Origin of the sequence: Catellatospora vulcania (assembly GCF_009720385.1) — a bacterium.
GTDB classification, from domain to species: domain Bacteria; phylum Actinomycetota; class Actinomycetes; order Mycobacteriales; family Micromonosporaceae; genus Catellatospora; species Catellatospora vulcania.
This window is the reverse complement of sequence record NZ_ML769305.1, coordinates 80,208-102,462: the sequence shown is the minus strand read 5'-3', so window position 1 is coordinate 102,462 and position 22,255 is coordinate 80,208. Positions and strand designations below refer to the sequence as shown.

Here is a 22,255-nt window from a genome sequence, read left to right as displayed (position 1 = left end):
AACGTGACCTACACCGCAAGTGTGCGATCGCTCGCGTACCGACTAGACTTCGCGCGGTCCGAACGGACGACAGACGCCACCGCAGGCGCGCAGGGTCGCGCTGCGGGGCCTTGTGGAAAGGTCACATCGTGGGTGGTTCATCCGGCAGCGCGTTGCCGACGATCATCATGTTCGCGCTGCTCTTCGGGCTGATGTACTTCATGTTCATCCGCCCCCAGGCGAAGCGCCGCAAGGAAGCCGAGTCGATGCAGAAGTCGCTCGGCGCGGGTGACAAGGTGATCACCATCGGCGGCCTGTACGGGACGGTGGTCTCCACCGACGACGAGAGCATCACCCTCGAGATCTCGCCCGGCGTGACCGCCCGCTACGCGCGCGCGGCCGTGGGCCGGGTGACCGAGCAGGTCACCGCGCCCACCGAGCACGTGGTGGACAACCCCGTCAAGGAAGACAAGTAAGTCGCTGACCCCACGCCACGCCTGACCGCTCCCCTGCGTCAGGTCGTGGCGTATCCCCATCCGTCATTCATCCCAGGGAGACTCGACAGCCGTGGCACCACCTCAGGGACAGATGCGCCCCGGGAGGCAACTTGCCCTTCTCGGCGCCATCTTCGTCATCCTCGCCAGCGCGGTCTGGTTCGGCGGCAAGGGCGGCTGGGAAAATCGCCTCGCCCCCAACCTCGGCCTTGACCTCGTCGGCGGCTCGCGGGTCACCCTCCAGGCGCAGACCGGCGCTGACGGACAGCCGCCGACCGCGCAGGACCTCGAGCAGGCCCGCCGCATCATCGCCGAGCGGGTCGACGCCCGTGGCGTGGCCGAGGCGCAGGTCGTCATCGAGGGCGACCAGAACATCGTGATCTCGGTGGCCAAGAAGGGCAACGACGCGATCAACGACGTCGGCCAGGCCTCCCAGCTGTTCTTCCGCAAGGTGCTCAAGCAGACCGACGGCAGCGGCCTGGCCGCCGCGCCGCAGCCGACTGCCAGCCCGAGCGCGCCCGCGAGCCCGAAGCCGAGCACCGCGGCCAGCCCGAAGGCTGCCGCCGCGTCGCCGAAGCCGTCGACCAGCGCGTCGACCGGCGGCACCGGTGGCGGTGCCGCGATGGCGCCGACCCCGACGCCGAGCCCGGCAGCCAGCAAGAGCGCCGCCGCGTCTCCCGCGGCCAGCCCGAAGGCCGCCGCCCCGAAGCCGTCCGCCGCCCCGGCGAACCCGAAGGTGACCGCGGCGCAGGTGCAGGCCAAGATCGGCAAGGCCGCCTGGGATGCGGCCGGCAAGCTCACCGCGGTGCCGACCGACCCCGCCCAGATCGCGGCGCTGGAGCCGTTCGCCGCGCTCAACGCGTACGAGGTCGCGCTGCTCTCGCCGCAGATGCAGTACAACGTGCCGCAGGTGACCTGCGAGCAGCTGGACGACCGCCCCCCGGGCTCGATCAACAACCCGGACGCCGAAGCCGTCGCGTGTGAGAACGGCATGAAGTACCTGCTCGACAAGTCCGAGGTCAAGGGCACCGACGTCGACAAGGCGTCGCCGCAGATCGAGCAGAACACCAACCGCCGGGTGGTCTCGCTGGACTTCTCCAGCGACGGTCTGGACAAGTGGACCAAGCTGACCAAGGAGTCCTTCAACAACGAGGGCCAGAAGTGCGACACGACCGCGCTCGGCCCGCAGAGCCACTGCCGCGTCGCGGTGGTGCTGGACAACAAGATCATCTCCTCGCCGGAGATCCAGGGTGTGCTCGGTGACGACTCGGTCATCAGCGGCGACTTCGACGCCAAGTCGGCCAACGACCTCGCCAACAACCTGAACTACGGCTCGCTGTCGATGACCTTCGTCCAGCAGGAGGCGCAGTCCATCACCCCGACCCTGGGCGGTGAGCACCTGAAGGCGGGTCTGCTGGCAGCCGGCATCGGCATGCTGCTGGTCGTCATCTACTCGTTCTTCTACTACCGCCTGCTGGGCACGGTCATCGTGCTGTCGCTGATCCTGTCGGCGGCGCTGACCTTCCTGGCGCTGGTGTTCCTGGGCCGGGAGATGGGCTTCACCCTGACGCTGGCCGGCATCGCCGGATTCATCGTCTCGCTCGGTGTCGCCGCGGACTCGTTCGTCATCTACTTCGAACGTCTGAAGGACGAGATCCGCGAGGGCCGCAGCCCGCGCAGCGCGGTTCCCCGCGCCTGGGTGCGCGCCCGCCGGACGATCCTGACCGCCAACGCGATCTCGCTGATGGCCGCGCTGGTGCTCTACCTCGTCTCCTCCGGCGCGGTGGCGGGCTTCGCCTTCGCGCTGGGTCTGGCGACCCTGCTCGACCTGATCGTGGTGTTCCTCTTCCGCCACCCGATCATGGCGATGTTCGCGCGTACCGACGCGTTCCTCTCCCCGCGCGTCAGCGGCCTGGGCCGCGTGCTGCACGAAGCCAAGGAGGCTAAGTGATGAGTGGTCTCGCAACCCGCCTCTACAACGGTGAGGCCGGTCTACAGATCGTCGGCAGGCGCAAGCTGTGGTTCGGCGTCGCCGGCGGCATGCTGCTGATCGCGATCCTGGCCATGTCCCTGATCGGCTTCAAGCCGGGCATCGAGTTCGAGGGCGGCAACGAGTTCACCGTGCCGAGCTCGGCCGGTCAGCTCGCCGACGTCGAGAAGGCGATCGACGACGCGATCGTGTCGGTCAAGCCCGACGCCACCCTGGTAGCCGCGCAGCAGATCGGCGACACCGCGTACACGGTGCGCAGCTCGTCGCTGACCAACGAGGAGACCGAGGCCGTCAAGGCGAAGATCGTCTCGACGCTGAAGATCGACGCTGACCAGGTCAGCGGCAACCGGGTCAGCCAGGCCTGGGGCGCGCAGGTCACCGAGCAGGCGCTGATCGGTCTGGCGCTGTTCGTCCTGGTCGTCACCATCTACCTGGTGATCCGATTCGAGTGGCAGATGGCCGCGGCCGCGGTCGCCTCGCTCGCATTCGACCTGGTCGCCACGGCTGCCGTGTACTCGCTGGTCGGGTTCGAGGTCACCCCGTCGACGGTGATCGGCTTCCTGACCATCCTGGGCTTCGCGCTCTACGACGTCGTCGTGGTGTTCGACAAGGTGCAGGAGAACACCCGCGGCATCACGGGCAGCAGCACCCAGACGTACGCCGAGGCGGCCAACCTGGCGCTGAACCAGACGTTCATGCGGTCCATCAACACCGCGCTGGTGGCGCTGCTGCCGGTCGGCGGCCTGCTGTTCATCGGCGCGGGCCTGCTCGGCGCGGGCACGCTGAAGGACCTCGGTCTGGTGCTGTTCATCGGTATGGGCACCGCGGTCTACTCGTCCCTGTTCTTCGCCACGCCGGTCCTGGTGTGGCTGAAGGAGAAGGACCCGAAGATCGCCAACCACACCGCGCGGGTGCTGGCGCGCCGCGCCGCTGCGCCCAAGGCCGCCCCGGCGGGCGACCTGCCGGCGCAGGCCGTCGCGGGTGCGGGCAGCGCGGCCCCGAAGGCGGGCGCCAAGCCCACCGTCGGCGCCAAGGCCGGCCGTCCCGCGGGGCGTCCCGCAGGCAAGCGTCGCTGACCTGCCGTAACACGTTCCGAGGCCCGGTCTCCCGTTGAGGGGGCCGGGCCTCGGCCGTGTGCCGGGCGACACAACCGGCTGGTGGGACCCGCGGTGAACGTGTGGCGGCAGGGCCGGGCGTACTAGGGTGTGCCCGTGACCAACGATCTGATCCAGGGTGACAGCGGGCCCGCCACCGCGGCGCTCGTCGCCGACATGGTCGTCGACGTGGCGGACTTCCCGAAGACGGGCGTCCTGTTCAAGGACCTGACCCCGCTGTTCGCCGACGGCAAGGCGTTCCGCGGCGTCATCGACGCGATCGTCACGCAGTACGCCGGTTCGTTCGACGTGGTCGTGGGCGTGGAGGCACGCGGCTTCGTGCTGGCCGCCGCGGTCGCGTACGCCGCCGGCACGGGCGTGGTGGCCGTACGCAAGGCCGGCAAGCTGCCCCGGGTGGCCCATGCCGCCACCTACGCCCTGGAGTACGGCACGGCGACCCTGGAGATCAGCGAGGCCGCGTTCACGCCCGGCCAGCGGGTGCTGGTCGTCGACGACGTGCTGGCCACCGGCGGCACCGCCGACGCCACGCTGGACCTGGTCCAGCGCGCGGGTGGCGAGCTGGCCGGCTTCGTGGTGCTGATCGAGCTGGGCTTCCTCGGCGGGCGCGAGCGCCTGGGTGACCGCCCGGTGCACGCCCTCCTGCGCATCTAGCGCCCCACGCACACCACCGTCCGGGGCGCGCACGCAGCGCCCGCGCTGGCGCCGCAGCAGGCGGTCCGGTCACCGCGTCTGCCACCCGCCCGGGTGACGGACGCCACGAGTGCCCTCCCCGGCTGCTGCCGACGGCGCTGCGCACCTGTCGGCAAATCGGCCGACGAGCCCGAACACAGGTAGCATGGGCTATCCGAACCTCACTCGAAGGAGCGGCCGTTGTCTCAGGAAGTCGCCCCCAGCGTGGCCGTGGCGGAGACGTCGCCGGCCGGGAACGGGCCTGACAAGGCCCAGGCGGCGAAGGGCGCGAAGGCGGCCGAGCCCGCCAAGCGCGAGGCAGCAGCCGTGCTGCCCTTCCCGGGCACGAACGAGCAGTCCCCGGCCGAGGCCGACCGGGGTCCGGAGGAGCGCGCCACCGCACCCGAGGTGCGGGCCGCCCCCGGCACCAACCAGCTCGGCATGTTCGCCGGTGTGCCCTCGGGCCGCCGCGTGCGCGCCCGGCTGTCCCGCTTCAACGCGCCCTGGCAGTCCGCCAGCGTCAGCGAGGAGCTGGAGCCGCTCATCGCCGCCCACCGGGCAGCGCACCCCAAGGCCGACATCCGCGTCCTGCAGAAGGCGTACGAGACGGCCCGGCAGTGGCACGAGGGCCAGTTCCGCAAGTCCGGCGACCCGTACATCACGCACCCGCTGGCCGTCGCGAGCATCCTGGCCGACCTCGGCATGGACACCACGACGCTGGTGGCCGCGCTGCTGCACGACACCATCGAGGACACGCCCTACACCCTGGAGGCGGCCCGCGCCGACTTCGGCGACGAGGTCGCGCTGCTCGTGGACGGCGTGACCAAGCTCGACAAGGTCAAGCTGGGCGACTCGGCCAAGGCCGAGACGATCCGCAAGATGGTCGTGTCCACCGCCAAGGACCCGCGGGTGCTGGTCGTGAAGCTCGCCGACCGGCTGCACAACATGCGTACGCTCACCTTCCTGCCGGTGGCCAAGCGGGAGCAGAAGGCGCGCGAGACGCTGGAGATCCTGGCCCCGCTGGCACACCGGCTCGGTATGAACACGGTGAAGTGGGAGCTGGAGGACCTGTCCTTCGCGACGCTGTTCCCCAAGCGCTTCAAGGAGATCCAGCGCCTGGTCAGCGACCACACCCCGCAGCGGGACAACCTGCTCAAGCAGGTCACCGACCGGGTGCAGGCCGACCTGCGCGGCTCGAAGATCAACGCGAAGGTCACCGGCCGGCCCAAGCACCTGTACTCGATCTACCAGAAGATGATCGTGCGCGGCCGCGACTTCAACGAGATCTACGACCTCGTCGGCGTGCGCATCCTGGTGGACACCGTGCGCGACTGCTACGCGGCGCTCGGCGTGATCCACGCGGCCTGGCAACCGGTCCCCGGCCGGTTCAAGGACTACATCGCCATGCCGAAGATGAACTTCTACCAGTCGCTGCACACGACCGTGATCGGGCCCAACGGCAAGCCGGTCGAGATGCAGATCCGCACCCACGCGATGCACGGCACCGCGGAGTACGGCATCGCCGCGCACTGGAAGTACAAGGAGGGCCCGAAGGCCAACTCCACGGTGGTCGGCCCGTCCAGCCACATCGACGGCATGACCTGGCTGCGCCAGCTGCTGGACTGGCAGCGCGAGACGTCCGACCCGGGCGAGTTCCTCGACGCGCTGCGCCACGACCTGTCCAGCCAGGAAGTGTTCGTCTTCACGCCCAAGGGCGAGGTCATCGCGCTGCCCAACGGCTCCACGCCGGTCGACTTCGCGTACGCGGTGCACACCGAGGTGGGCCACCGCTGCATCGGCGCGCGGGTCAACAGCAAGCTGGTGCCGCTGGAGTCGGTGCTGTCCAACGGCGACGTGATCGAGATCTTCACGTCCAAGTCGGAGAGCGCCGGTCCGACCCAGGACTGGCTGGGCTTCGTCAAGTCCTCGCGGGCGCGCACGAAGATCCGGCAGTACTTCAACAAGGAGCGCCGCGACGAGGCCATCGACGCGGGCAAGGACTCCCTGGCCCGGGCCATGCGCCGGCAGGGGCTGCCGCTGCAGCGCCTGCTGACCGCGGGCGGCCTCCTGGCCATCGCCCGTGAGCTGCACCTGAGCGACATCACGTCGCTCTACGCGGCCGTCGGCGAGGGCCAGGTCTCGGCGCAGTCGGTGGTGCAGCGCCTGGTCGCCGGATACGGCGGCGAGGAGGGCGCGGTCGAGGACATCGCCGAGTCCACGATCCCGACCCGGCCCAGCCGCACCCGTGCTCCCGGCCACGACCCCGGTGTCGCGGTCAAGGGCGTGTCCAACGTCTGGATCAAGCTGGCCCGCTGCTGCACGCCGGTGCCCGGCGATCAGGTGTACGGCTTCATGACCCGTTCCGGCGGGATCAGCGTGCACCGTGAGGACTGCGTCAACACCGGCGACCTCAAGGCGCAGCCGGAGCGGCTGGTCGAGGTCACCTGGAAGCCGACCGCGGGCTCGATGTTCCTCGTCGCGATCCAGGTCGAGGCGCTCGACCGGCACAAGCTGTTGGCCGACATCACCCGGGCGCTGTCCGAGGAGCGGGTGAACATCCTGTCCGCCACGGTCACCACGACCCGCGACCGCATCGCCGTCAGCCGCTTCAGCTTCGAGATGGCCGACCCGAAGCACCTGGGCCACCTCCTCAACGCCGTCCGCGGCGTGGAAGGCGTGATGGACGCCTACCGCGTCACCTCCGGCGCCTGACCGGCCCGTCTCTCCGCAACCAACTCCCGCGGCCCGTCGTGCGGGCTCAGGCACGACCGCCTGAGCCCGCTTCGGGTGTCACGATCGCGCGTCGTACCGGGCCCGGGCCTGGAAGACGCGGTCCATGTTCGTCTCCGCCCAGGTCTTGATCGACACCATCACCGGGTTCAGGTCGTGGCCGAGCGGGGTGAGCTCGTAGTCGACCCGGGTGGGCACCGACGCGGTCACCGTGCGGGTGAGCACACCGTCGCGCTCCAGGGTGCGCAGGGTCTGGGTGAGCATCTTCTGGCTCACGCCCGCGATGCGGCGGGCGAGCTCGCTGTGTCGCTGTGGACCGCCGGCGAGCGCCGCGATCACCAGCGCCGCCCATTTGTCGGTGAGCGTGCTCAGCAGCTCCCTGGTCGGGCATCCCGCCAGATACGCGTCATAGTCGCGTCTGGCCTGCTCTCGTCGCTGTCCAGCGGTCGTCGTCGCCATCATTGCCCCCTTGTCGGTACCTTGGGCACTTCCAGGTTCCTACTTACCCACGGTGCCCGACGATACCTACCGTAAGGGAGACAACGAAACGTTCGACGGAGGGTACGACGATGCGCGCGATCAACTATTCACAGTTCGGCGGGCCGGAGGTACTGCACGTGGTGGCCGGCCTGCCGGTGCCGGAACCGGGGCCGGGCCAGGTGCGCGTACGGGTCGCCGCGTCCGTCGTACACCCGGTCGATCTCATGATCCGCGGCGGTCGGTTCCCGGCGCCACTGCCGACCGGGTTGCCGTACGTGCCCGGTTGGGACGTGGCTGGCACGGTCGACGCCGTGGGTCCGTCCGTCGGAGAACTCACCGTGGGTGACGACGTTATCGGCTTCTCGCCGTGGCTGCGCACCACGGTGGGCACCCACGCCGAGTATGTGGTCCTCGATGCCGCCTGGCTGACCGCCGCGCCCGTCGGCGTTCCCGCGACCCAGGCGGCGACCCTGCCGACGAACGGCCTCGCCGCCGCTCAGGCCCTCGACCTGCTCGCGCTCCCGGAAGGGTCGTCCGTGCTCGTCACCGGCGCCGCGGGACAGGTCGGCGGGTTCACCCTGGCGCTGGCCCGGGTCGCCGGCCTGCAGGCCACCGGAATGGCGGGGGCCGGCGACCGCGAGTTCGTCGAGTCACAGGGCGCGGCGTTCGTGCCACGCTCGGACGATCCGATCGCCGCCGCGGCGGGCGGCTTCGACGCGGTCGTCGACCTCGCCGTGCTCGGCTCGTCGCTGATGGCGCTGGTCAGGGACGGCGGCGGTTACGTGGCCGCGTCACCCCCGCTGCGCCCGGAGCCGGCGCGGGGAGTCGCGACGTTCGCGATGGAGGTGCTGCCCGACGGCATCCGCCTGGGCGAACTGGTGAAGCTGGTGGAAAGCGGCGACATCCCGCTGCGGGTCGCCGGGGTCTATCCCTTCGCCGACGCCGCAGCGGCCCACCACCGGCTGGCCCAAGGCGGAGTACGCGGAGGCGTGGTGATCGTTCCCTGATCCGCCGGGCTGGATCGCCGGCCCCACCACGCAGTCTGCGGCGCCTTGAAAACTCGTGCCCTCGTCATGTCGACGAGGGCGCGAGTCTTGAAGAGTTGTGCCAGAGGCAGGTCAGGCGGGCGGGGTGACGGTGAGGGCGGTGATGGTGACGGGGGACTTCGGGGTGCCGTCGGTCGCGGCCTGGCCCGCGGGGTCGACCGCGCCCGCCTTGCCGATCGCCTGGACGACGTCCAGGCCCGCGGTCACCGTGCCGAGCACCGTGTACTCGGCGGCGATCGGGGTCGGGCCCCAGACGATGAAGAACTGGCTGCCGGTGGAGGCGGGCTCCTGGGTCTTGGCCATGGCCAGGGTGCCCACCGGGTAGGGGTCCGCGCTCGCCGTCGGCAGGTTCTCCTCGGCGAACCGGTAGGACGGGCCGCCCGTGCCGGTGCTCGACGGGTCGCCGCACTGCAGCACGCTGATGCCATCGGTGGTGAGGCGGTGGCAGTTCGTGCCGTCGAAGAACTTCCGGCCGGCCAGGTAGGTGACGCTGGCCGCCGCGCACGGCGCCTTGCCTGTCTCGACCTTGACCTTGATCACGCCGTGGTTGGTGGTCATGGTGAGCTGCTGGACGCCGGTCGTCGGCACGGTCGTCGGCGGGGTGCCGACGTTCTTGATGTTCGGGTTCGACGCCTCGTCGGTCGGCAGCCAACGGCACGGGCCGCCCACCGGGGAGCTCGCGGCGGCGGCCGGCTCGTTGCCGGGCGCGGCACCGGGGGTGGCCCCGTCGCGCAGCCGCATCACCAGCACGACGGCGGCGACGACCGCGCAGATCAGCACCAGGACGATGGCGGTGACCGCGCCCGCGATCAGGCAGCCGCTGGTGCCGCGGCGCTGCGCCGCGGGAGCTTGGTGCGAACTGGCGTCGGGCGTCCAAGGGGGTGTGGCCACAGGTCTCCTGTCACAGGTGGAACCGCAGCGTAGCGCTTTGCGGCACCGGGTGCATCGGCCGCGGATCCTGAGCGTCCACAACCGACGGACCCGGACACGCGAAGAGGGGCGGGGCCGTCAGGCCCCGCCCCTCTTCGGCTGCTGCCGTACCGGTGTCAGCTCTCGGCCGGCGTCATGGTCAGCGAGGTGATGGTGACCGGCGTCTTCGGCGCGATCTTGTCGGCCGCGAGACCGTCCTTGGCCACCTTCTCGACGATGTCCAGGCCCTTGGTGATGGTGCCGAGCACCGTGTAGTCCGGGCCGAGCTGGCTCTCGCCGTACACGATGAAGAACTGGCTGCCGGTGCTGTTGGGCGCCTGCGTCTTGGCCATCGCGAGGGTGCCCGTCGGGTACGCCTTGGTCGGGTCGGTGACGTTGGGCAGGTTCTCCTCGGCCATCTTGTACGACGGGCCGCCGTTGCCGGTGCCGCTGGGGTCACCGCACTGCAGCACCTTGATGCCCTCGGTCACCAGGCGGTGGCACTTGGTGTTGTCGAAGAACTTCTTGCCCGCCAGGTAGGTCATGCTGGCCGCGGTGCAGGGCGCCTTGGCAGTGTTGACCTTGGCCTCGATCACACCGTGGTTGGTGGTGATCGTCATGGTCTGGGTGCCCTTTTTGCTGACCTCGGTCGGCGGCGTGCCGACGTCCTTGAGGTTCGGGTTCGCCTTCGGGTCGTCGGGCGTCCAGGTGCACACGTCGCCCTGCGGCAGCGCGCTGGCGGCCGCGGTCGGGGTGTCGTCGCCGCCGCTGACGGCCTTGGTCAGCCATACCGCGCCGCCGATGACGAGCAGCAGGGCCACCGCCGCGCCGATGACGGCGTTGCGCTGCTTGCGCTTGCGGGCCTCTTCCAGCCGCTCGCCCATCTGGCGCTCGAGCCGCGCGCGGGCCGCCGCGCGCTGGCGCTGGATCGTGGAACTCACGGGTCTGTCCTCCTGCTACTACAGATCAACTGGCGGTCGAGGCCGACGGCTTCGGGGTGGTGGCCGCACCGGACGCGGCCGGGCTGGCCGGCGCGGACGGGCTGGCCGGGGTGGACGGCGAAGCCGGGGCGGTGTTGTCGACCACCGTCAGCGTCTTGACGACGACGTCCTGCTTGGGCTTGATGTCTTCGCCCGCCTCGTTCGCGGTGGTGCCGGCCTGCGCGATCTTCTTGATGACGTCGAGGCCTGAGCCGGTCACCTTGCCGACGATCGAGTACGCGGTCTCGGTGGTCGAGTCCTGGTAGAAGATCACGAACTGGCTGCCGTTGAGGTTCGGCGTCATGGCCACGGTGCCGGCCGGGTAGCGGACCGCGGTGGCGGCAGCGGGGCTCGGCGTCGCGGCGGCCGCCGCGCTCGTGGTGGTCGACGGGGCCGCGCTCGGCTCCTCGGCCGTGGCCGGCGGGTTCTCCATCCACCAGGAGTACGCCGCGCCGCCGTTGCCGGTGCCGGACGGGTCGCCGCAGGCCAGCGCGAAGTTGCCCTCGGCGTGGGTCAGCGCGTGGCACTTGGTGTCGTTGTAGAACCCGCTGTCGGCGAGGTACTTCAGGCTGGCCGCGCCGCACGGGGCGGCGGTGCGGTCGAGCTCGGCCACGACGTTGCCGCCGGCGAACGCGACGGTCATCGCGGACGTGCCCGAGGTCGGCATGCCGCTGGTCGCCGGCTTGCCCGCGTCCTTGAGGGACGGGTTGCCCGCCAGGTCCAGCGGACTCCAGGCGCAGGTCTCGGCGACCGTGTCCGTCGGCTTCGCGTCGAAGGCGCCGAGGCTCCACGCCCCGAGCACGCCGACGAGCACGAGCGCGAACAGTCCGCCGAACACCGCCTTGAGCTGGCGCGAGCGGCGCTCCTGATCGGCCCGGCGCACCATCTGCCGGTCGACCTTGGCGCGGGCCAGCTTGCGCTGTCGGGTATTGCTGGAAGCCACCCGAGCTCCTCCTGTCACCATTTTGACCGCAGCGAAGCATGTCCGCTGTGTCACCTTTATCACGTTAGGGGGTTGGTGTCGCATCACGCGCCGCGCCGGCCTGCGCCGGGCGTGGGCCGCGCCACACGTCCGAGCGAGTGTACGGGTAAACGCTGAGAAACACGTACGCCCGTCCTGGTTCTGTGATGGATGATCGCGTTCCGGGCGGTCCGTGCCGTGGGCCGTCGATGCCCGCACACGCACTAGGCTGGGCGCTGAAGTCTGCGGAGAGGGGTTTTGTCGTGCTTGTGGTGGGCTTTCCGGCGCAGGCGTTCGGGACCAACTGTTATGTGGTCGCCGGCGCTCCCGGCGAGCAGTGCGTGGTGATCGACCCGGGCATCGGGGTCATGGACCACCTGGACGCCGTGCTCGCCGAGCACCGGCTGCAGCCGGCCGCCGTCGTGCTGACCCACGGGCACCTGGACCACACCTTCTCCGTCACGCCGGTCTGCGGGGCCAGGGGCATCACCGCCTGGATCCACCCGGCCGACCGCGAGCTGCTGGCCGACCCGGCCAAGGCGCTCTCGGTCGACCTGAGCGCCATGTTCGGCGGGCGGCTGCCCTACGCCGAGCCCGACGACGTCGCCGAGCTGACCGACGGAGCCGTGCTGAGCCTCGCCGGGCTGGAGATCACCGTGGACCATGCGCCGGGCCATACCGGCGGGTCGGTGATGTTCCGGATGCCCGGGCAGGAGGGCGAGCCGCTCTGCTTCACGGGCGACGTGCTCTTCCGCGACAGCATCGGACGCACCGACCTGCCGGGCGGCAGCATGGCGCGCATGACCGAGAGCCTGCGCGACAAGGTGCTGACCCTGGCCGACGAGACCGTGGTGCTCCCCGGCCACGGGCCGTCGACGACCATCGGCCGCGAGCGCGCGCGCAACCCGTTCCTGCGCGACCTGCTGAGCGTCGGCGACGCGCCCCGCCGGGGTTTCTGACTCAGACTTTTCCCTTGGAGTGACGTTTTCATGAGCAAGCCCACGCCGCTGTCCGGCTTCCCGGAGTGGCTGCCCGCGCAGCGCATCATCGAGCAGCGCTTCCTCGACCACATCCGCCGCACCTTCGAGCTGTACGGCTTCGCGTCACTGGAGACGCGCGCCGTCGAGCCGCTCGACCAGCTGCTGCGCAAGGGCGAGACCTCCAAGGAGGTGTACGTGCTGGGCCGGTTGCAGGCCGACAGCAGGGACACCTCCGACGCGAGTCTCGGCCTGCACTTCGACCTGACCGTGCCGTTCGCCCGCTTCGTGCTGGAGAACGCCGGCAAGCTGCACTTCCCGTTCCGCCGGTACCAGATCCAGAAGGCGTGGCGGGGCGAGCGGCCGCAGGTGGGCCGCTACCGCGAGTTCGTGCAGGCCGACATCGACATCGTCGACCGGGACACGCTGCCGGCCCACTACGAGGCGGAGCTGCCGCTGGTGATCGGCGACGCGCTCGCCGGGCTGCCGATCCCCAAGCCGACCGTGCTGGTCAACAACCGCAAGGTGCTGCAGGGCTTCTACCAGGGCCTGGACCTGGTGGACCCGGAGGCGGTGATGCGGGTGGTGGACAAGCTCGACAAGATCGGCCCGGCCGGGGTGACCGCGGAGCTGGCTCCGCTCGGCGTCACCGAGACACAGGCCAAGCTGGTGCTGGCGCTGGCGGAGATCTCGGCCGACAACGCCTCGTTCGTCGACGACGTGCGCAAGCTCGGCGTCGCCGACCCGCTGCTGGACGAGGGCCTGGCCGAGCTGGCCGCCGTCGTGGAGGCGGCCGGGGCGCACTCGCCGGGGCTGTGCCGGGCCGACCTGAAGATCGCGCGCGGGCTGGACTACTACACCGGCACCGTGTACGAGACGACGCTGGCCGGGCTGGAGCGCTACGGCTCGGTCTGCTCCGGCGGCCGCTACGACAACCTGGCCAGCTCGGGCAACGACCGGTTCCCGGGCGTCGGCTTGTCCATCGGCGTGAGCCGCCTGCTGGGCGTGCTGTTCGGCGAGAACGCGCTGTCGGCCAGCCGCTCGGTGCCGACCGCGGTGCTGGTCGCGGTGGGGGCCGAGGAGGACCGCCGGGCGTGCGACCGGATCGCGGCGCAGCTGCGGGCGCGGGGCATCGCGACGGAGGTTTCGCCGAGCGCGGCCAAGTTCGGCAAGCAGATCAAGTTCGCCGACCGGCGGGGTATCCCGTACGTCTGGTTCCCCGGCGCCGAGGGCGCCGCGGACACCGTGAAGGACATCCGTTCGGGCGATCAGGTCGAGGCGTCGGCCGGAAACTGGACACCTCCGGCGGTGGATCTCATCCCGGTGGTCGAGGGGACTTTTAATTAGGAAACTTAAGTAATAGTGTGTGGTCCTCGACTCTGAAACGGGGGCCGTACGCGCATGACCACGACAGACCACCGCACGTCCCCGGCGCTGGGCACCACGACAGCGCCGGGACAGCGGCCCCACCTGCACGATCGTGGTCTGCTCCGGCTGGCCGACGCGGTTCTGCAACCCGGCTTCGTCGGCACCGTCCCACCGGACTGGCTGCGCCGCCGCCTCAACGACGGGCTGGGCGGCGTCGTCCTGTTCGCCCGCAACATCGTCGACCTGGACCAGGTCGCGGCGCTTAACGCGGCGCTGGTCGCGGAGAACCCCGACGTGATCATCGCCGTCGACGAGGAGTCCGGCGACGTCACCCGGCTCGACGTGGAGCACGGCAGCCGCCGTCCCGGCAACCACGCCCTGGGCGCGGTCGACGACCCGGCGCTGACCGAGGCCGTCGCCGCCGACATCGGCGCGCAGCTCGCCGCCGCCGGGATCACCCTCGACTACGCGCCCGCCGCGGACGTGAACAACAACCCGGCCAACCCGGTCATCGGCGTACGCTCCTTCGGCGGCGACCCCGACCTGGTGGCCCGGCACACCGCCGCCTGGATCCGCGGCCTGCAGTCCACCGGCGTGGCCGCCTGCGCCAAGCACTTCCCCGGCCACGGCGACACCGGCGTCGACTCCCACCACGGCCTGCCGATCATCGAGGTCGACGCCGCCCGGCTCGGTCTGGTCGAGCTGCCGCCGTTCACCGCCGCGATCGACGCCGGGGTCCGCTCCATCATGACCGCGCACCTGCTGGTGCCCGCGCTGGACCCGGAGCGCCCGGCGACCATGAGCCGCTCGGTGCTCATCGACCTGCTGCGCGAGCAGCTGGGCTTCAAGGGCCTGGTGGTGACCGACGGCATCGAGATGGCCTCGGTGTCGCAGCGCTACGGGCTGGGTGGGGCGGCCGCGCTGGCCATCGCGGGCGGCGCCGACGCCATCTGCGTGGGCGGCGAGAGCGCCGACGAGGCCGTGGTCGAGCTGCTGCGTACCAGCATCGTCGACGCCGTGGTCAGCGGCGAGCTGCCGGAGAGCCGGCTCGCCGAGGCGGCCTCGCGGGTCGCCGCGTTCGCCGCCGAGAGCGCGGCCGAGCGCGGTACGCGCGCCGCTGCCGCCGCCCGGTGGCACGCCGCCGACCGGCCCGAGATCGGCCTGGCCGCGGCCCGTCGCGCGCTGCGCGTCACCGGCGCGGGCACGCTGCCGCTGGCCGCGCCCGCGCACGTGGTCGAGTTCGGCGTGGCGATGAACCTGGCCATCGAGGCGCGTACGCCGTGGGGCGTGGGTGCGCCCCTGCAGGCGCTGCGCCCCGACACGACCGTGGTGCGCCTCGACGAGCAGGCGACCGTCGCCGACGTGCTGGCCGGGGCGGACGGCCGGATCCCGGTGCTGGTGTGCCGCGACCCGCACCGCCACCCGTGGCTCGCGCACCTGATCGGCGCCGTCGTGGCGGCCCGCCCGGAGTCGGTCGTGGTCGAGATGGGCGTCGCCGCGGGCGCTCCCGTGGGAGCGGTGCACCTGGCCACGTACGGCGCAGCCGCCGTCTGCGGCCAGGCCGCCGCCGAGGCCCTCACCGGCCACTAACCCTCACCGGTACTACCGACACCGCGGCCGCGTCGTGCCGCGCCGTGCCGCGTCGCGTCGTGCCGCGTCGCGTCGTGCCGCGTCGCGTCGTGCCGCGTCGTGCCGCGCCGTGCCGCGTCGTGCCGCGTCGCGCCGCGTCGCGTCGCGTCGCGCCATGTCGCGGTTCACCCTCCGCACGCCCCACCCGCGGTCTGCCGCGACGTTCTTGCGCGAACAGCGGGTGCGACACGGGCGAATCCGGCATATCCCTAACCGTTCGAGCAAGATCGTCGCGATCTTTCCGGTGGGAGGTGGGTGCGACGGACCAAGATCGCTGTTTCGTGTCGAAAGGTGCGGTCGGGCTGCACTTTGTGACACGAAACAGCGATCTTGGTCCGTGGAGCGGAGCGCGCGGCGGGGGCTGGGCCCCCGGGTTCTGGGAGGGGCGGGGTTCGGGAGGGGCGGGTGGGTCAGGCTTGTTGGCCGCGGCGGAAGCGGACGGCGGCGGCGTGGGCGGGGGCGGGGGGAGCGAGCGAGGTCAGGGTCACCGTGATGCGGGCGCCGCCCAGGTCGCCTCGGTCGACGGCGATGCTGCCGCCAGCTTGGCGGGCTAGTTGGCAGACGATGTCGAGGCCCAGGCCGGTGGAGCCGCCGCCGCTGACGCCGCGTTGCAGGGCCGCGTCGGCGTCGGCGATGCCGGGGCCGCCGTCCTCGACCACCAGGGCGTCGGGGGTGACGCTGACGCGGAAACCGGTGCCGTGCGGGGTGTGCCGGAAGATGTTGCCGATCAGGGCGTCGACCGCGCCGATGGCGTCGGAGCGGGGCACCGGCAGCCAGACCGGCTCGTCCGCGCCGACGACCTGCCATGGGCGGCCGTGGTCCTCGGCGAGCACGGCCCAGAAGGCCAGCCGGTCGGCGACCACGTCCACGAGGTCGGTCTCCTCGGCGGCGCGTTCGGCGGCGGTGCGCCGGGCCCCGGCGATGATGGCATCGATCTCGGCGTCGAGGGCTTCGACGGCCTGGCGCATCCGGTCGCTCTCGGGGCCGGGTGGCAGCGCGTCGGTGTCCAGGCGCAGCGCGGTCAGCGGGGTGCGCAGGCGGTGGGAGAGGTCGGCGGCGCGTTCGCGTTCGGCGTCGATGACCGCGTTGAGCCGGTCTGCCATCGCGTTGAAGGCCTCGCCGACCTCGACCAGGTCGGGCGGGCCGGCCGGGTCGACGCGTACGGTCAGGTCGCCGGAGCCGACCGCGCGGGAGGCGCGGGCCAGTTGCCTGGTCGCGCCGACCACGCGCCAGCCGAGCCGGTCGGCCAGCGCCACCGACACGGCCACCAGCAGCGCCGCCAGCGCGCCCATGGACCACCAGGCGGTGGCCACGCCCCGGGACAGGTCCGCCTCGGGCACGAACACCTCGACGACCGCGTTGCGGCCGCCGTCGAGTGCGGCCGGCTGCAGGTAAACGAGGCCGTCCTCGACGGGCGCGGTCATCGAGCCGCCGCGGTCGGCGGCCAGCTTGATGTCGGCCATCTCGGCGCGGCTCGCGCCCAGCGAGACCCCACTGGACAGGTGCACGGCCAGGCGCTGCCGCGGGCCGTCTGCGGTGGCCGCCATGGCCCGGCTCAGCACCGCCGGGTCGCTGGACACGGCCAGCGCGGTGACCACCGCGGCGGCCTGCTGGCGGGCGTCGAGCAGCGCGCGGTCCTCCGCGATCTGCTTGGTGACCAGCGCCAGCGGCACGAGGAAGGCCAGCGCCACCATCGACGTGACGGCGAGCGCGCCACGGGCCAGGGTGGCCCTCACGACGGCGGCACCAGCATCACGCCGACACCGCGGATGGTGCGCAGCATGCGCGGCTGGGCCGCGGTCTCGCCGAGCTTGCGCCGCAGCCAGGACAGGTGCACGTCCAGGGTCTGGTCGGCTCCGACGAAGGGCTGCTGCCACACCTCGGTGAACAGCTCGCGGCGGGTCACCACCCGGCCCACCCGGGCCGCGAGGTATGCCAGCACGTCGTACTCCTTGCGGGTCAGGGTCAGCGGGGTGCCGTCCAGGGTCACCACCCGGGTGCTCTCGTCCATCCGCAGCGGGCCGATCTCGACCACGGTGTCGGAGGACTCGCCGCGCGGCTGGGTCCGGCGCAGCACCGCGGCCACCCGGGCGGTCACGTGCGCGGCGGAGAACGGTTTGGTCATGTAGTCGTCGGCTCCGGAGTTGAGCAGCCGGATGGCGTCGTGCTCGCCGCGGCGGGCGGTCGCGACGATCACCGGCACGTCACTGACGGCACGCATCATGCGCAGGGCGTCGGCTCCGTCCAGATCGGGCAGTCCGAGGTCGAGAATGACCAGGTCGGGTCGCTCGCTGCGTTCGCTGGTCAGCGATTTCAGTCCTTGCAGCGCGGTGCCGACCGTCTGCACGGCATAGCCGGCGACGGTCAGGGCGTTGCCGAGCGCGTCGCGAATGGCGGGGTCGTCCTCCACGACGAGTACGAGGGGCATGGCTGGCACCGTATCGGAAGCTGTTAGATAGCGGGATGGGTTCGGGGTGGCCGTTTACGGCGAGGTCTGCGGCGTACGTCGGCGGCTGGGCCGCGGTGACGGCCGCGTCGGCAGCCGTGGTCTGGGTGGGACTCGGGCCGGTGCTGGCCACGGCGGTGCCCGAGCCGGTGCCGCTGCGACTGGAGGCGCTCGGCCCGCAACTGCCCGCGCCGCTGGTCACGCCGTCGCGCCCGGTGCCCACGGTGACTCTCGCGCCCGTGCCGTCGTCGTCCCCGTCGGCTCCGGCGACACTGGCGTCCCCGGCCCCGCCGCGTTCCTCGCCGTCCCCGGCGGCCAAGCCGGCCCCGCCGTCACCGGCCATGACCGTCGACGGCTGGCAGGTGTTCACCGAGTCCGACGGCTCCCAGTCGTACCTGCGCAGCTTCCCGACCGCGGGCGGCACCGCGGTGATCCGGATGGCCCACGAGAAGGTGTACCTGGTGTCGGCGACTCCGCGCGGCGACTACCAGGTGGCCACCTCGCAGCCCGATCCGGAGCGGGTGGTGGTGCAGTTCCACCGCGCCTCCGGCCAGATCATCGTCGACGCCATCTGGTGGGAGGGCCGGCCGTACTCGGAGGTGTCCACCGTCGGCTGACCGGGCGGGCGGAGCGTTCCGGCCCCCGCGGCGTGCCGCGTGAGAGGCGGCACGCCGGCCGGGGGCACGCAACGCGGACGTCATGCGAATGAGCCTCGGATCCGCGGGGCCGGGGACAAAGCTCGCTAAGCCCTTCTTGGGCAGTGTTTGAGGCGGATTTCAGGTAGGCCGCGCTCGCGGCAGGGCGAACCCGGGCACATGCGAGAATGACCTCTGGCGCCGCACCGCGTTCCGCGGCGTGTTTCCGCAGTCCGAGGAGAGCATCGTGATCCGTACCCACACCGCTGGCAGTCTGCGTGCCGAGCACGCCGGCCAGAGCGTCACCCTCGCCGGCTGGGTGGCCCGGCGACGTGATCACGGCGGAGTGACCTTCATCGATCTGCGCGACGCCTCCGGCATCGTGCAGATCGTGTTCCGCGACGAGGCCCAGGCGCACGCGCTGCGCAACGAGTACTGCGTCAAGGTCACCGGCACCGTGGGCACGCGGCCCGAGGGCAACGAGAACCCCGAGCTGCCGACCGGCGCGATCGAGGTCACCGTCACCGACCTGACCGTGCTGTCGGAGGCCGCGCCGCTGCCGTTCCCGATCGACGAGCACGTCACCGTCGGCGAGGAGGCGCGCCTGCGCCACCGTTACCTGGACCTGCGCCGGGCCAACCAGGCCAAGGCGATCCGGCTGCGCTCGCGGGCCAACGCCATCGCCCGCGAGGTGCTGGGCGCCCGCGACTTCCTCGAGATCGAGACGCCGACGCTGACCCGCTCCACGCCCGAGGGCGCCCGCGACTTCCTGGTCCCGGTCCGCCTGCAGCCCGGCGCGTGGTACGCGCTGCCGCAGTCGCCGCAGCTGTTCAAGCAGCTGCTGATGGTGGCCGGCATGGAGCGCTACTACCAGATCGCGCGCTGCTACCGCGACGAGGACTTCCGCGCCGACCGGCAGCCGGAGTTCACCCAGCTCGACATCGAGATGTCGTTCGTCACCCAGGACGACGTCATCGAGCTCGGCGAGGAGATCGTCGGCTCGCTGTGGCGCGAGCTGGCCGGCCACGAGATCCCGACGCCGATCCCGCGCATCACGTACCACGACGCGATGAACCGCTACGGCTCCGACAAGCCCGACCTGCGTTACCAGGTCGAGCTGACCGAGCTGACCCGCTACTTCGAGGGCACCGAGTTCCGGGTGTTCCAGGCGGAGTACGTCGGCGCGGTGGTCATGCCCGGCGGCGCGTCGCAGACCCGCAAGGAGCTCGACGGCTGGCAGGACTGGGCCAAGGCGCGCGGCGCCCGCGGCCTGGCCTACGTGGTGCTCGACGCGGAGACCGGCGAGGCCCGCGGCCCCGTCGCCAAGAACCTGTCCGAGGCGCACCTGAACGGCCTGGCCGACGCCGTCGGCGCGAAGCCCGGCGACGCGGTGTTCTTCGCCGCCGGCACCCGCCGCCACGCCCAGGACCTGCTCGGCGCGGCCCGCATCGAGATCGCCAAGCGGGCGAACCTGATCGACGAGTCGGCGTGGGCGTTCTGCTGGGTCGTCGACGCGCCGATGTTCGAGCCGGTCGAGGTGGCCGGCGAGGGCGTCGTCGAGGGCGCGTGGACCGCGGTGCACCACCCGTTCACCTCGCCGAACGAGGACTGGATCGACAACTTCGAGACCGCCCCCGACCAGGCGCTGGCGTACGCGTACGACATCGTCTGCAACGGCAACGAGATCGGCGGCGGCTCGATCCGTATCCACCGCGGCGACGTGCAGAAGCGGGTGTTCACCCTGCTCGGCATCACCGACGAGGAGGCCAAGGACAAGTTCGGCTTCCTGCTCGACGCGTTCGCGTACGGCCCGCCGCCGCACGGCGGCATCGCGCTGGGCTGGGACCGGGTCTGCATGCTGCTGGCCGGCGTGGACTCGATCCGCGACGTCATCGCGTTCCCGAAGTCCGGCGGCGGCTTCGACCCGCTGACCGGCGCGCCGACCCCGATCACGGCGCAGCAGCGCCTGGAGGCGGGCGTGGACGCCAAGCCGAAGGCCCCGGGCGAGGACGCCGCCAAGGCCAAGGCCGCCGCGAAATAATGCGGCTCCTGGTTACCGGAGGCTCGGGATACACCGGTGGCCGTGTGGTCGCCCTCGCCCGCGCGGCGGGGCACGACGTGACCGGCACCAGCCACTCCACCTCGGTGGAAGGGCTGGTGCCGCTCGACGTCCGCGACCGGGCGGCCGTCGACCTGCTGCTCGACGAGCTGCGACCGGACGCCGTGGTGCACACCAGCTACGTCCAGTCGGACTGGGCGGTCACCGCGCTGGGCGCGGCCTACGTCGCGGCGGCCGTGGCGCGTACCGGCGCGCGGCTCGTGCACGTGTCCTCGGATGCGATCTTCAAGGGCCGCCCCGCGCCCTACACCGAGGCCGACCTGCCCGAGCCGGTCTACGCGTACGGCGCGGCCAAAGCGGCGGCGGAGACCGTGGTGCTCGCCACGCATCCGGACGCCGCCATCGCGCGCACCTCGCTGATCATCGGCGACGACGACTCGAAGCAGCACCAGCTCGCGCTGGACATGGCTGCCGGACGGGTGGACGGCGTGCTGTTCACCGACCACATCCGGCACCCGGTCGCGGTCGACGACCTCGCCGCGGCCCTGCTGGAGCTCGCCGAGGGCGGCTACCGCGGCATCCTCAACGTGGCCGGTCCCGAACCGATCAGCCGCCACGAGCTGGGCGTACGCATCGCGGCCAAGCACGGCATCCCCGCCGACCGCGTCCCGTCCGGCTCCGCCCTCGAACGCGGCTTCATCTCTCCCGCCGAGGTCCGCCTCGACACCACCCTCGCCCGGTCGGTCCTGCGCACCCGCCTACGCGGAGTCACCGAGATCCTCACCTGACAGTCCCGTGCCACGCCGGGGCGCCGCCGCCGCGGAGCGGTGCTGCAGGTTCGGGGAAACTGCGGCTACTGGGTCGGTGAGGGGTGCAGTTTCCCCGAAACTGCAGGCGCGCCGCGCGGGAGGCATGGGCGCGTGGGGGATACGGGCGGGGGATACGGGCGGGTGGTGGGGCGCGGGTAGGGTGCGCTGATGTCGATTCCCCTCGGTGACATCCTCGGCGCGCAGGTGCAGCCCCCGTTCGGCGTCGTGGCCGGGGCGGCGCTCATCGCGCTGGCGCTGGTCGGCGTGAACACCTCCTGGCGGGTGGTGCGCAACGCCATCACCATCGCGCACGAGGGCGGGCACGCGGCCGCCGCGGTGCTGACCGGGCGGCGGCTGCGGGGGATCCGGCTGCACTCGGACACCTCCGGGCTGACCATCATGAAGGGCAAGCCGACCGGGATCGGCATGGTCGTCACGCTGCTCGCCGGGTACGCGACGCCGTCGCTGCTCGGCATCGGCGGCGCGGCGCTGCTCGACCGCGGGCACATCCGGCTGCTGCTGTGGCTGACGATCCTGCTGCTGGTGCCGATCCTGGTCATGATCCGCAACTTCTACGGGCTGCTGCTGATCCTGGCCACGGGGGCGGCCGTGTTCGCCGTGTCCTGGTATGCCACCGGGCCGTGGCAGGCGCTGTTCGCGTACACGGGGGTGTGGTTCCTGCTGGTCGGCGGGGTGCGGCCGGTGGTGGAGGTGCAGCTGCACCGGCGGCGGGGCAGCGGTATGCGCTCCGACCCCGACCAGCTCGCCGGGATCACGCGGCTGCCCGGCGGCTTCTGGGTGTTCGTCTTCCTGCTCTGGACCGTGGGCTCGGTGCTCGCCGGGTCCTACCTGCTCGACCTGCTGCCGCAGACCGCCCTGCCCTGGTGACCGCCGGCCGCGCGGCCGCTCCGTTTTTTATAGACGTGGGGGGAGGGGGGGGGTGGTGTGGTGGTGGGGGGGCGCCGGGGTGGGGGCGCGG

General features: G+C 71.8%; 19 protein-coding genes. 13 read left to right on the top strand and 6 right to left on the bottom strand.

Features of this window, described 5'->3' with window-relative positions; translation table 11 throughout:
• The first annotated feature begins 128 nt into the window (after positions 1-128).
• The 5 genes from yajC (at position 129) to F6W97_RS12360 (ending at position 6,959) form a co-directional block, all read left to right on the top strand.
• Positions 129-455 (top strand): preprotein translocase subunit YajC, encoded by a 327-nt coding sequence (gene yajC, locus F6W97_RS12380; RefSeq protein WP_269059685.1) that lies wholly within the window; start codon positions 129-131, stop codon positions 453-455.
• A gap of 112 nt (positions 456-567) precedes the next feature.
• Positions 568-2,424, top strand: a complete 1,857-nt coding sequence (gene secD / locus F6W97_RS12375) for a protein translocase subunit SecD (RefSeq protein ID WP_155370591.1) — start codon at positions 568-570, stop codon at positions 2,422-2,424.
• Positions 2,424-3,539, top strand: a complete 1,116-nt coding sequence (secF, locus tag F6W97_RS12370) for a protein translocase subunit SecF (protein WP_155370413.1) — start codon at positions 2,424-2,426, stop codon at positions 3,537-3,539. Before secD ends, secF begins: the two co-directional genes overlap by 1 nt.
• Positions 3,540-3,674: 135 nt before the next feature.
• Positions 3,675-4,229: an adenine phosphoribosyltransferase gene (locus tag F6W97_RS12365; protein ID WP_407924569.1), complete on the top strand. Its 555-nt coding sequence runs from the start codon at positions 3,675-3,677 to the stop codon at positions 4,227-4,229.
• A 459-nt stretch (positions 4,230-4,688) separates the two neighbouring features.
• Positions 4,689-6,959, top strand: coding sequence for a RelA/SpoT family protein (locus F6W97_RS12360; protein ID WP_230686645.1), 2,271 nt, complete (start codon positions 4,689-4,691; stop codon positions 6,957-6,959).
• A gap of 78 nt (positions 6,960-7,037) precedes the next feature.
• On the opposite strand, the gene F6W97_RS12355 is transcribed toward F6W97_RS12360, so the two are convergent.
• Positions 7,038-7,436, bottom strand: coding sequence for a winged helix-turn-helix transcriptional regulator (locus F6W97_RS12355; RefSeq protein ID WP_155370412.1), 399 nt, complete (start codon positions 7,434-7,436; stop codon positions 7,038-7,040).
• A gap of 245 nt (positions 7,437-7,681) precedes the next feature.
• Here F6W97_RS12355 and F6W97_RS12350 point away from each other — a divergent pair, with 245 nt between their 5' ends.
• Positions 7,682-8,464, top strand: a complete 783-nt coding sequence (locus F6W97_RS12350; protein ID WP_407924572.1) for a zinc-binding dehydrogenase — start codon at positions 7,682-7,684, stop codon at positions 8,462-8,464.
• 111 nt (positions 8,465-8,575) lie between these two features.
• On the opposite strand, the gene F6W97_RS12345 is transcribed toward F6W97_RS12350, so the two are convergent.
• From F6W97_RS12345 to F6W97_RS12335, 3 genes are all read right to left on the bottom strand, one after another.
• On the bottom strand, positions 8,576-9,394 hold the full coding sequence (locus F6W97_RS12345; protein ID WP_155370410.1) for a peptidylprolyl isomerase: 819 nt from the start codon (positions 9,392-9,394) through the stop codon (positions 8,576-8,578).
• A gap of 155 nt (positions 9,395-9,549) precedes the next feature.
• The gene (locus tag F6W97_RS12340) at positions 9,550-10,353 is read right to left on the bottom strand and encodes a peptidylprolyl isomerase (RefSeq protein WP_155370409.1); all 804 of its coding nucleotides are present in this window, start codon (positions 10,351-10,353) and stop codon (positions 9,550-9,552) included.
• Between the two features lie 25 nt (positions 10,354-10,378).
• Positions 10,379-11,335 carry a peptidylprolyl isomerase gene (locus tag F6W97_RS12335; protein WP_155370408.1) on the bottom strand — a complete coding sequence of 319 codons (957 nt, stop codon included), beginning with the start codon at positions 11,333-11,335 and terminating at the stop codon, positions 10,379-10,381.
• A 281-nt stretch (positions 11,336-11,616) separates the two neighbouring features.
• Between F6W97_RS12335 and F6W97_RS12330 the strand changes: the two genes are divergently transcribed.
• From F6W97_RS12330 to F6W97_RS12320, 3 genes are read left to right on the top strand one after another with little or no spacing between them, the layout of a single operon-like run.
• On the top strand, positions 11,617-12,312 hold the full coding sequence (locus F6W97_RS12330; protein WP_155370407.1) for an MBL fold metallo-hydrolase: 696 nt from the start codon (positions 11,617-11,619) through the stop codon (positions 12,310-12,312).
• A gap of 30 nt (positions 12,313-12,342) precedes the next feature.
• Entirely contained in the window at positions 12,343-13,677 is a 1,335-nt protein-coding gene (gene hisS, locus F6W97_RS12325; protein WP_155370406.1) for a histidine--tRNA ligase, read from the top strand.
• A gap of 54 nt (positions 13,678-13,731) precedes the next feature.
• Positions 13,732-15,288: a glycoside hydrolase family 3 protein gene (locus F6W97_RS12320; RefSeq protein ID WP_155370405.1), complete on the top strand. Its 1,557-nt coding sequence runs from the start codon at positions 13,732-13,734 to the stop codon at positions 15,286-15,288.
• A gap of 449 nt (positions 15,289-15,737) precedes the next feature.
• Here the strand turns inward: F6W97_RS12320 and F6W97_RS12315 are convergent, their stop codons facing one another.
• Both F6W97_RS12315 and F6W97_RS12310 read right to left on the bottom strand, forming a co-directional pair.
• Complete coding sequence (locus F6W97_RS12315; protein ID WP_155370404.1) at positions 15,738-17,063, bottom strand: sensor histidine kinase; 1,326 nt, start codon at positions 17,061-17,063, stop codon at positions 15,738-15,740.
• Positions 17,060-17,755: a response regulator transcription factor gene (locus F6W97_RS12310; protein WP_155370403.1), complete on the bottom strand. Its 696-nt coding sequence runs from the start codon at positions 17,753-17,755 to the stop codon at positions 17,060-17,062. The genes F6W97_RS12315 and F6W97_RS12310 overlap by 4 nt, the downstream gene beginning before the upstream one ends.
• A 35-nt stretch (positions 17,756-17,790) precedes the next feature.
• On the opposite strand from F6W97_RS12310, the gene F6W97_RS12305 reads away from it, so the two are divergent.
• From F6W97_RS12305 to F6W97_RS12290, 4 genes are all read left to right on the top strand, one after another.
• Positions 17,791-18,390 (top strand): hypothetical protein, encoded by a 600-nt coding sequence (locus F6W97_RS12305; protein ID WP_155370402.1) that lies wholly within the window; start codon positions 17,791-17,793, stop codon positions 18,388-18,390.
• A 265-nt stretch (positions 18,391-18,655) separates the two neighbouring features.
• Positions 18,656-20,449, top strand: coding sequence for an aspartate--tRNA ligase (gene aspS, locus F6W97_RS12300; protein WP_155370401.1), 1,794 nt, complete (start codon positions 18,656-18,658; stop codon positions 20,447-20,449).
• Positions 20,449-21,255: a sugar nucleotide-binding protein gene (locus F6W97_RS12295; RefSeq protein WP_155370400.1), complete on the top strand. Its 807-nt coding sequence runs from the start codon at positions 20,449-20,451 to the stop codon at positions 21,253-21,255. The genes aspS and F6W97_RS12295 overlap by 1 nt, the downstream gene beginning before the upstream one ends.
• Positions 21,256-21,444: 189 nt before the next feature.
• Positions 21,445-22,164 (top strand): M50 family metallopeptidase, encoded by a 720-nt coding sequence (locus tag F6W97_RS12290; RefSeq protein ID WP_155370399.1) that lies wholly within the window; start codon positions 21,445-21,447, stop codon positions 22,162-22,164.
• Positions 22,165-22,255 lie beyond the last annotated feature (91 nt).

Excerpts from the sequence above, each read along its gene's own strand:
- secD (WP_155370591.1), top strand. The coding sequence starts at position 568 with ATGCGCCCCGGGAGGCAACTTGCCCTTCTCGGCGCCATCTTCGTCATC.
- secF (WP_155370413.1), top strand. The coding sequence starts at position 2,424 with ATGAGTGGTCTCGCAACCCGCCTCTACAACGGTGAGGCCGGTCTACAG.
- F6W97_RS12360 (WP_230686645.1), top strand. The coding sequence starts at position 4,689 with ATGTTCGCCGGTGTGCCCTCGGGCCGCCGCGTGCGCGCCCGGCTGTCC.
- F6W97_RS12355 (WP_155370412.1), bottom strand. The coding sequence starts at position 7,436 with ATGGCGACGACGACCGCTGGACAGCGACGAGAGCAGGCCAGACGCGAC.
- F6W97_RS12350 (WP_407924572.1), top strand. The coding sequence starts at position 7,682 with ATGATCCGCGGCGGTCGGTTCCCGGCGCCACTGCCGACCGGGTTGCCG.
- hisS (WP_155370406.1), top strand. The coding sequence starts at position 12,343 with ATGAGCAAGCCCACGCCGCTGTCCGGCTTCCCGGAGTGGCTGCCCGCG.
- F6W97_RS12320 (WP_155370405.1), top strand. The coding sequence starts at position 13,732 with ATGACCACGACAGACCACCGCACGTCCCCGGCGCTGGGCACCACGACA.
- F6W97_RS12310 (WP_155370403.1), bottom strand. The coding sequence starts at position 17,755 with ATGCCCCTCGTACTCGTCGTGGAGGACGACCCCGCCATTCGCGACGCG.
- F6W97_RS12305 (WP_155370402.1), top strand. The coding sequence starts at position 17,791 with ATGGGTTCGGGGTGGCCGTTTACGGCGAGGTCTGCGGCGTACGTCGGC.
- F6W97_RS12295 (WP_155370400.1), top strand. The coding sequence starts at position 20,449 with ATGCGGCTCCTGGTTACCGGAGGCTCGGGATACACCGGTGGCCGTGTG.
- F6W97_RS12290 (WP_155370399.1), top strand. The coding sequence starts at position 21,445 with ATGTCGATTCCCCTCGGTGACATCCTCGGCGCGCAGGTGCAGCCCCCG.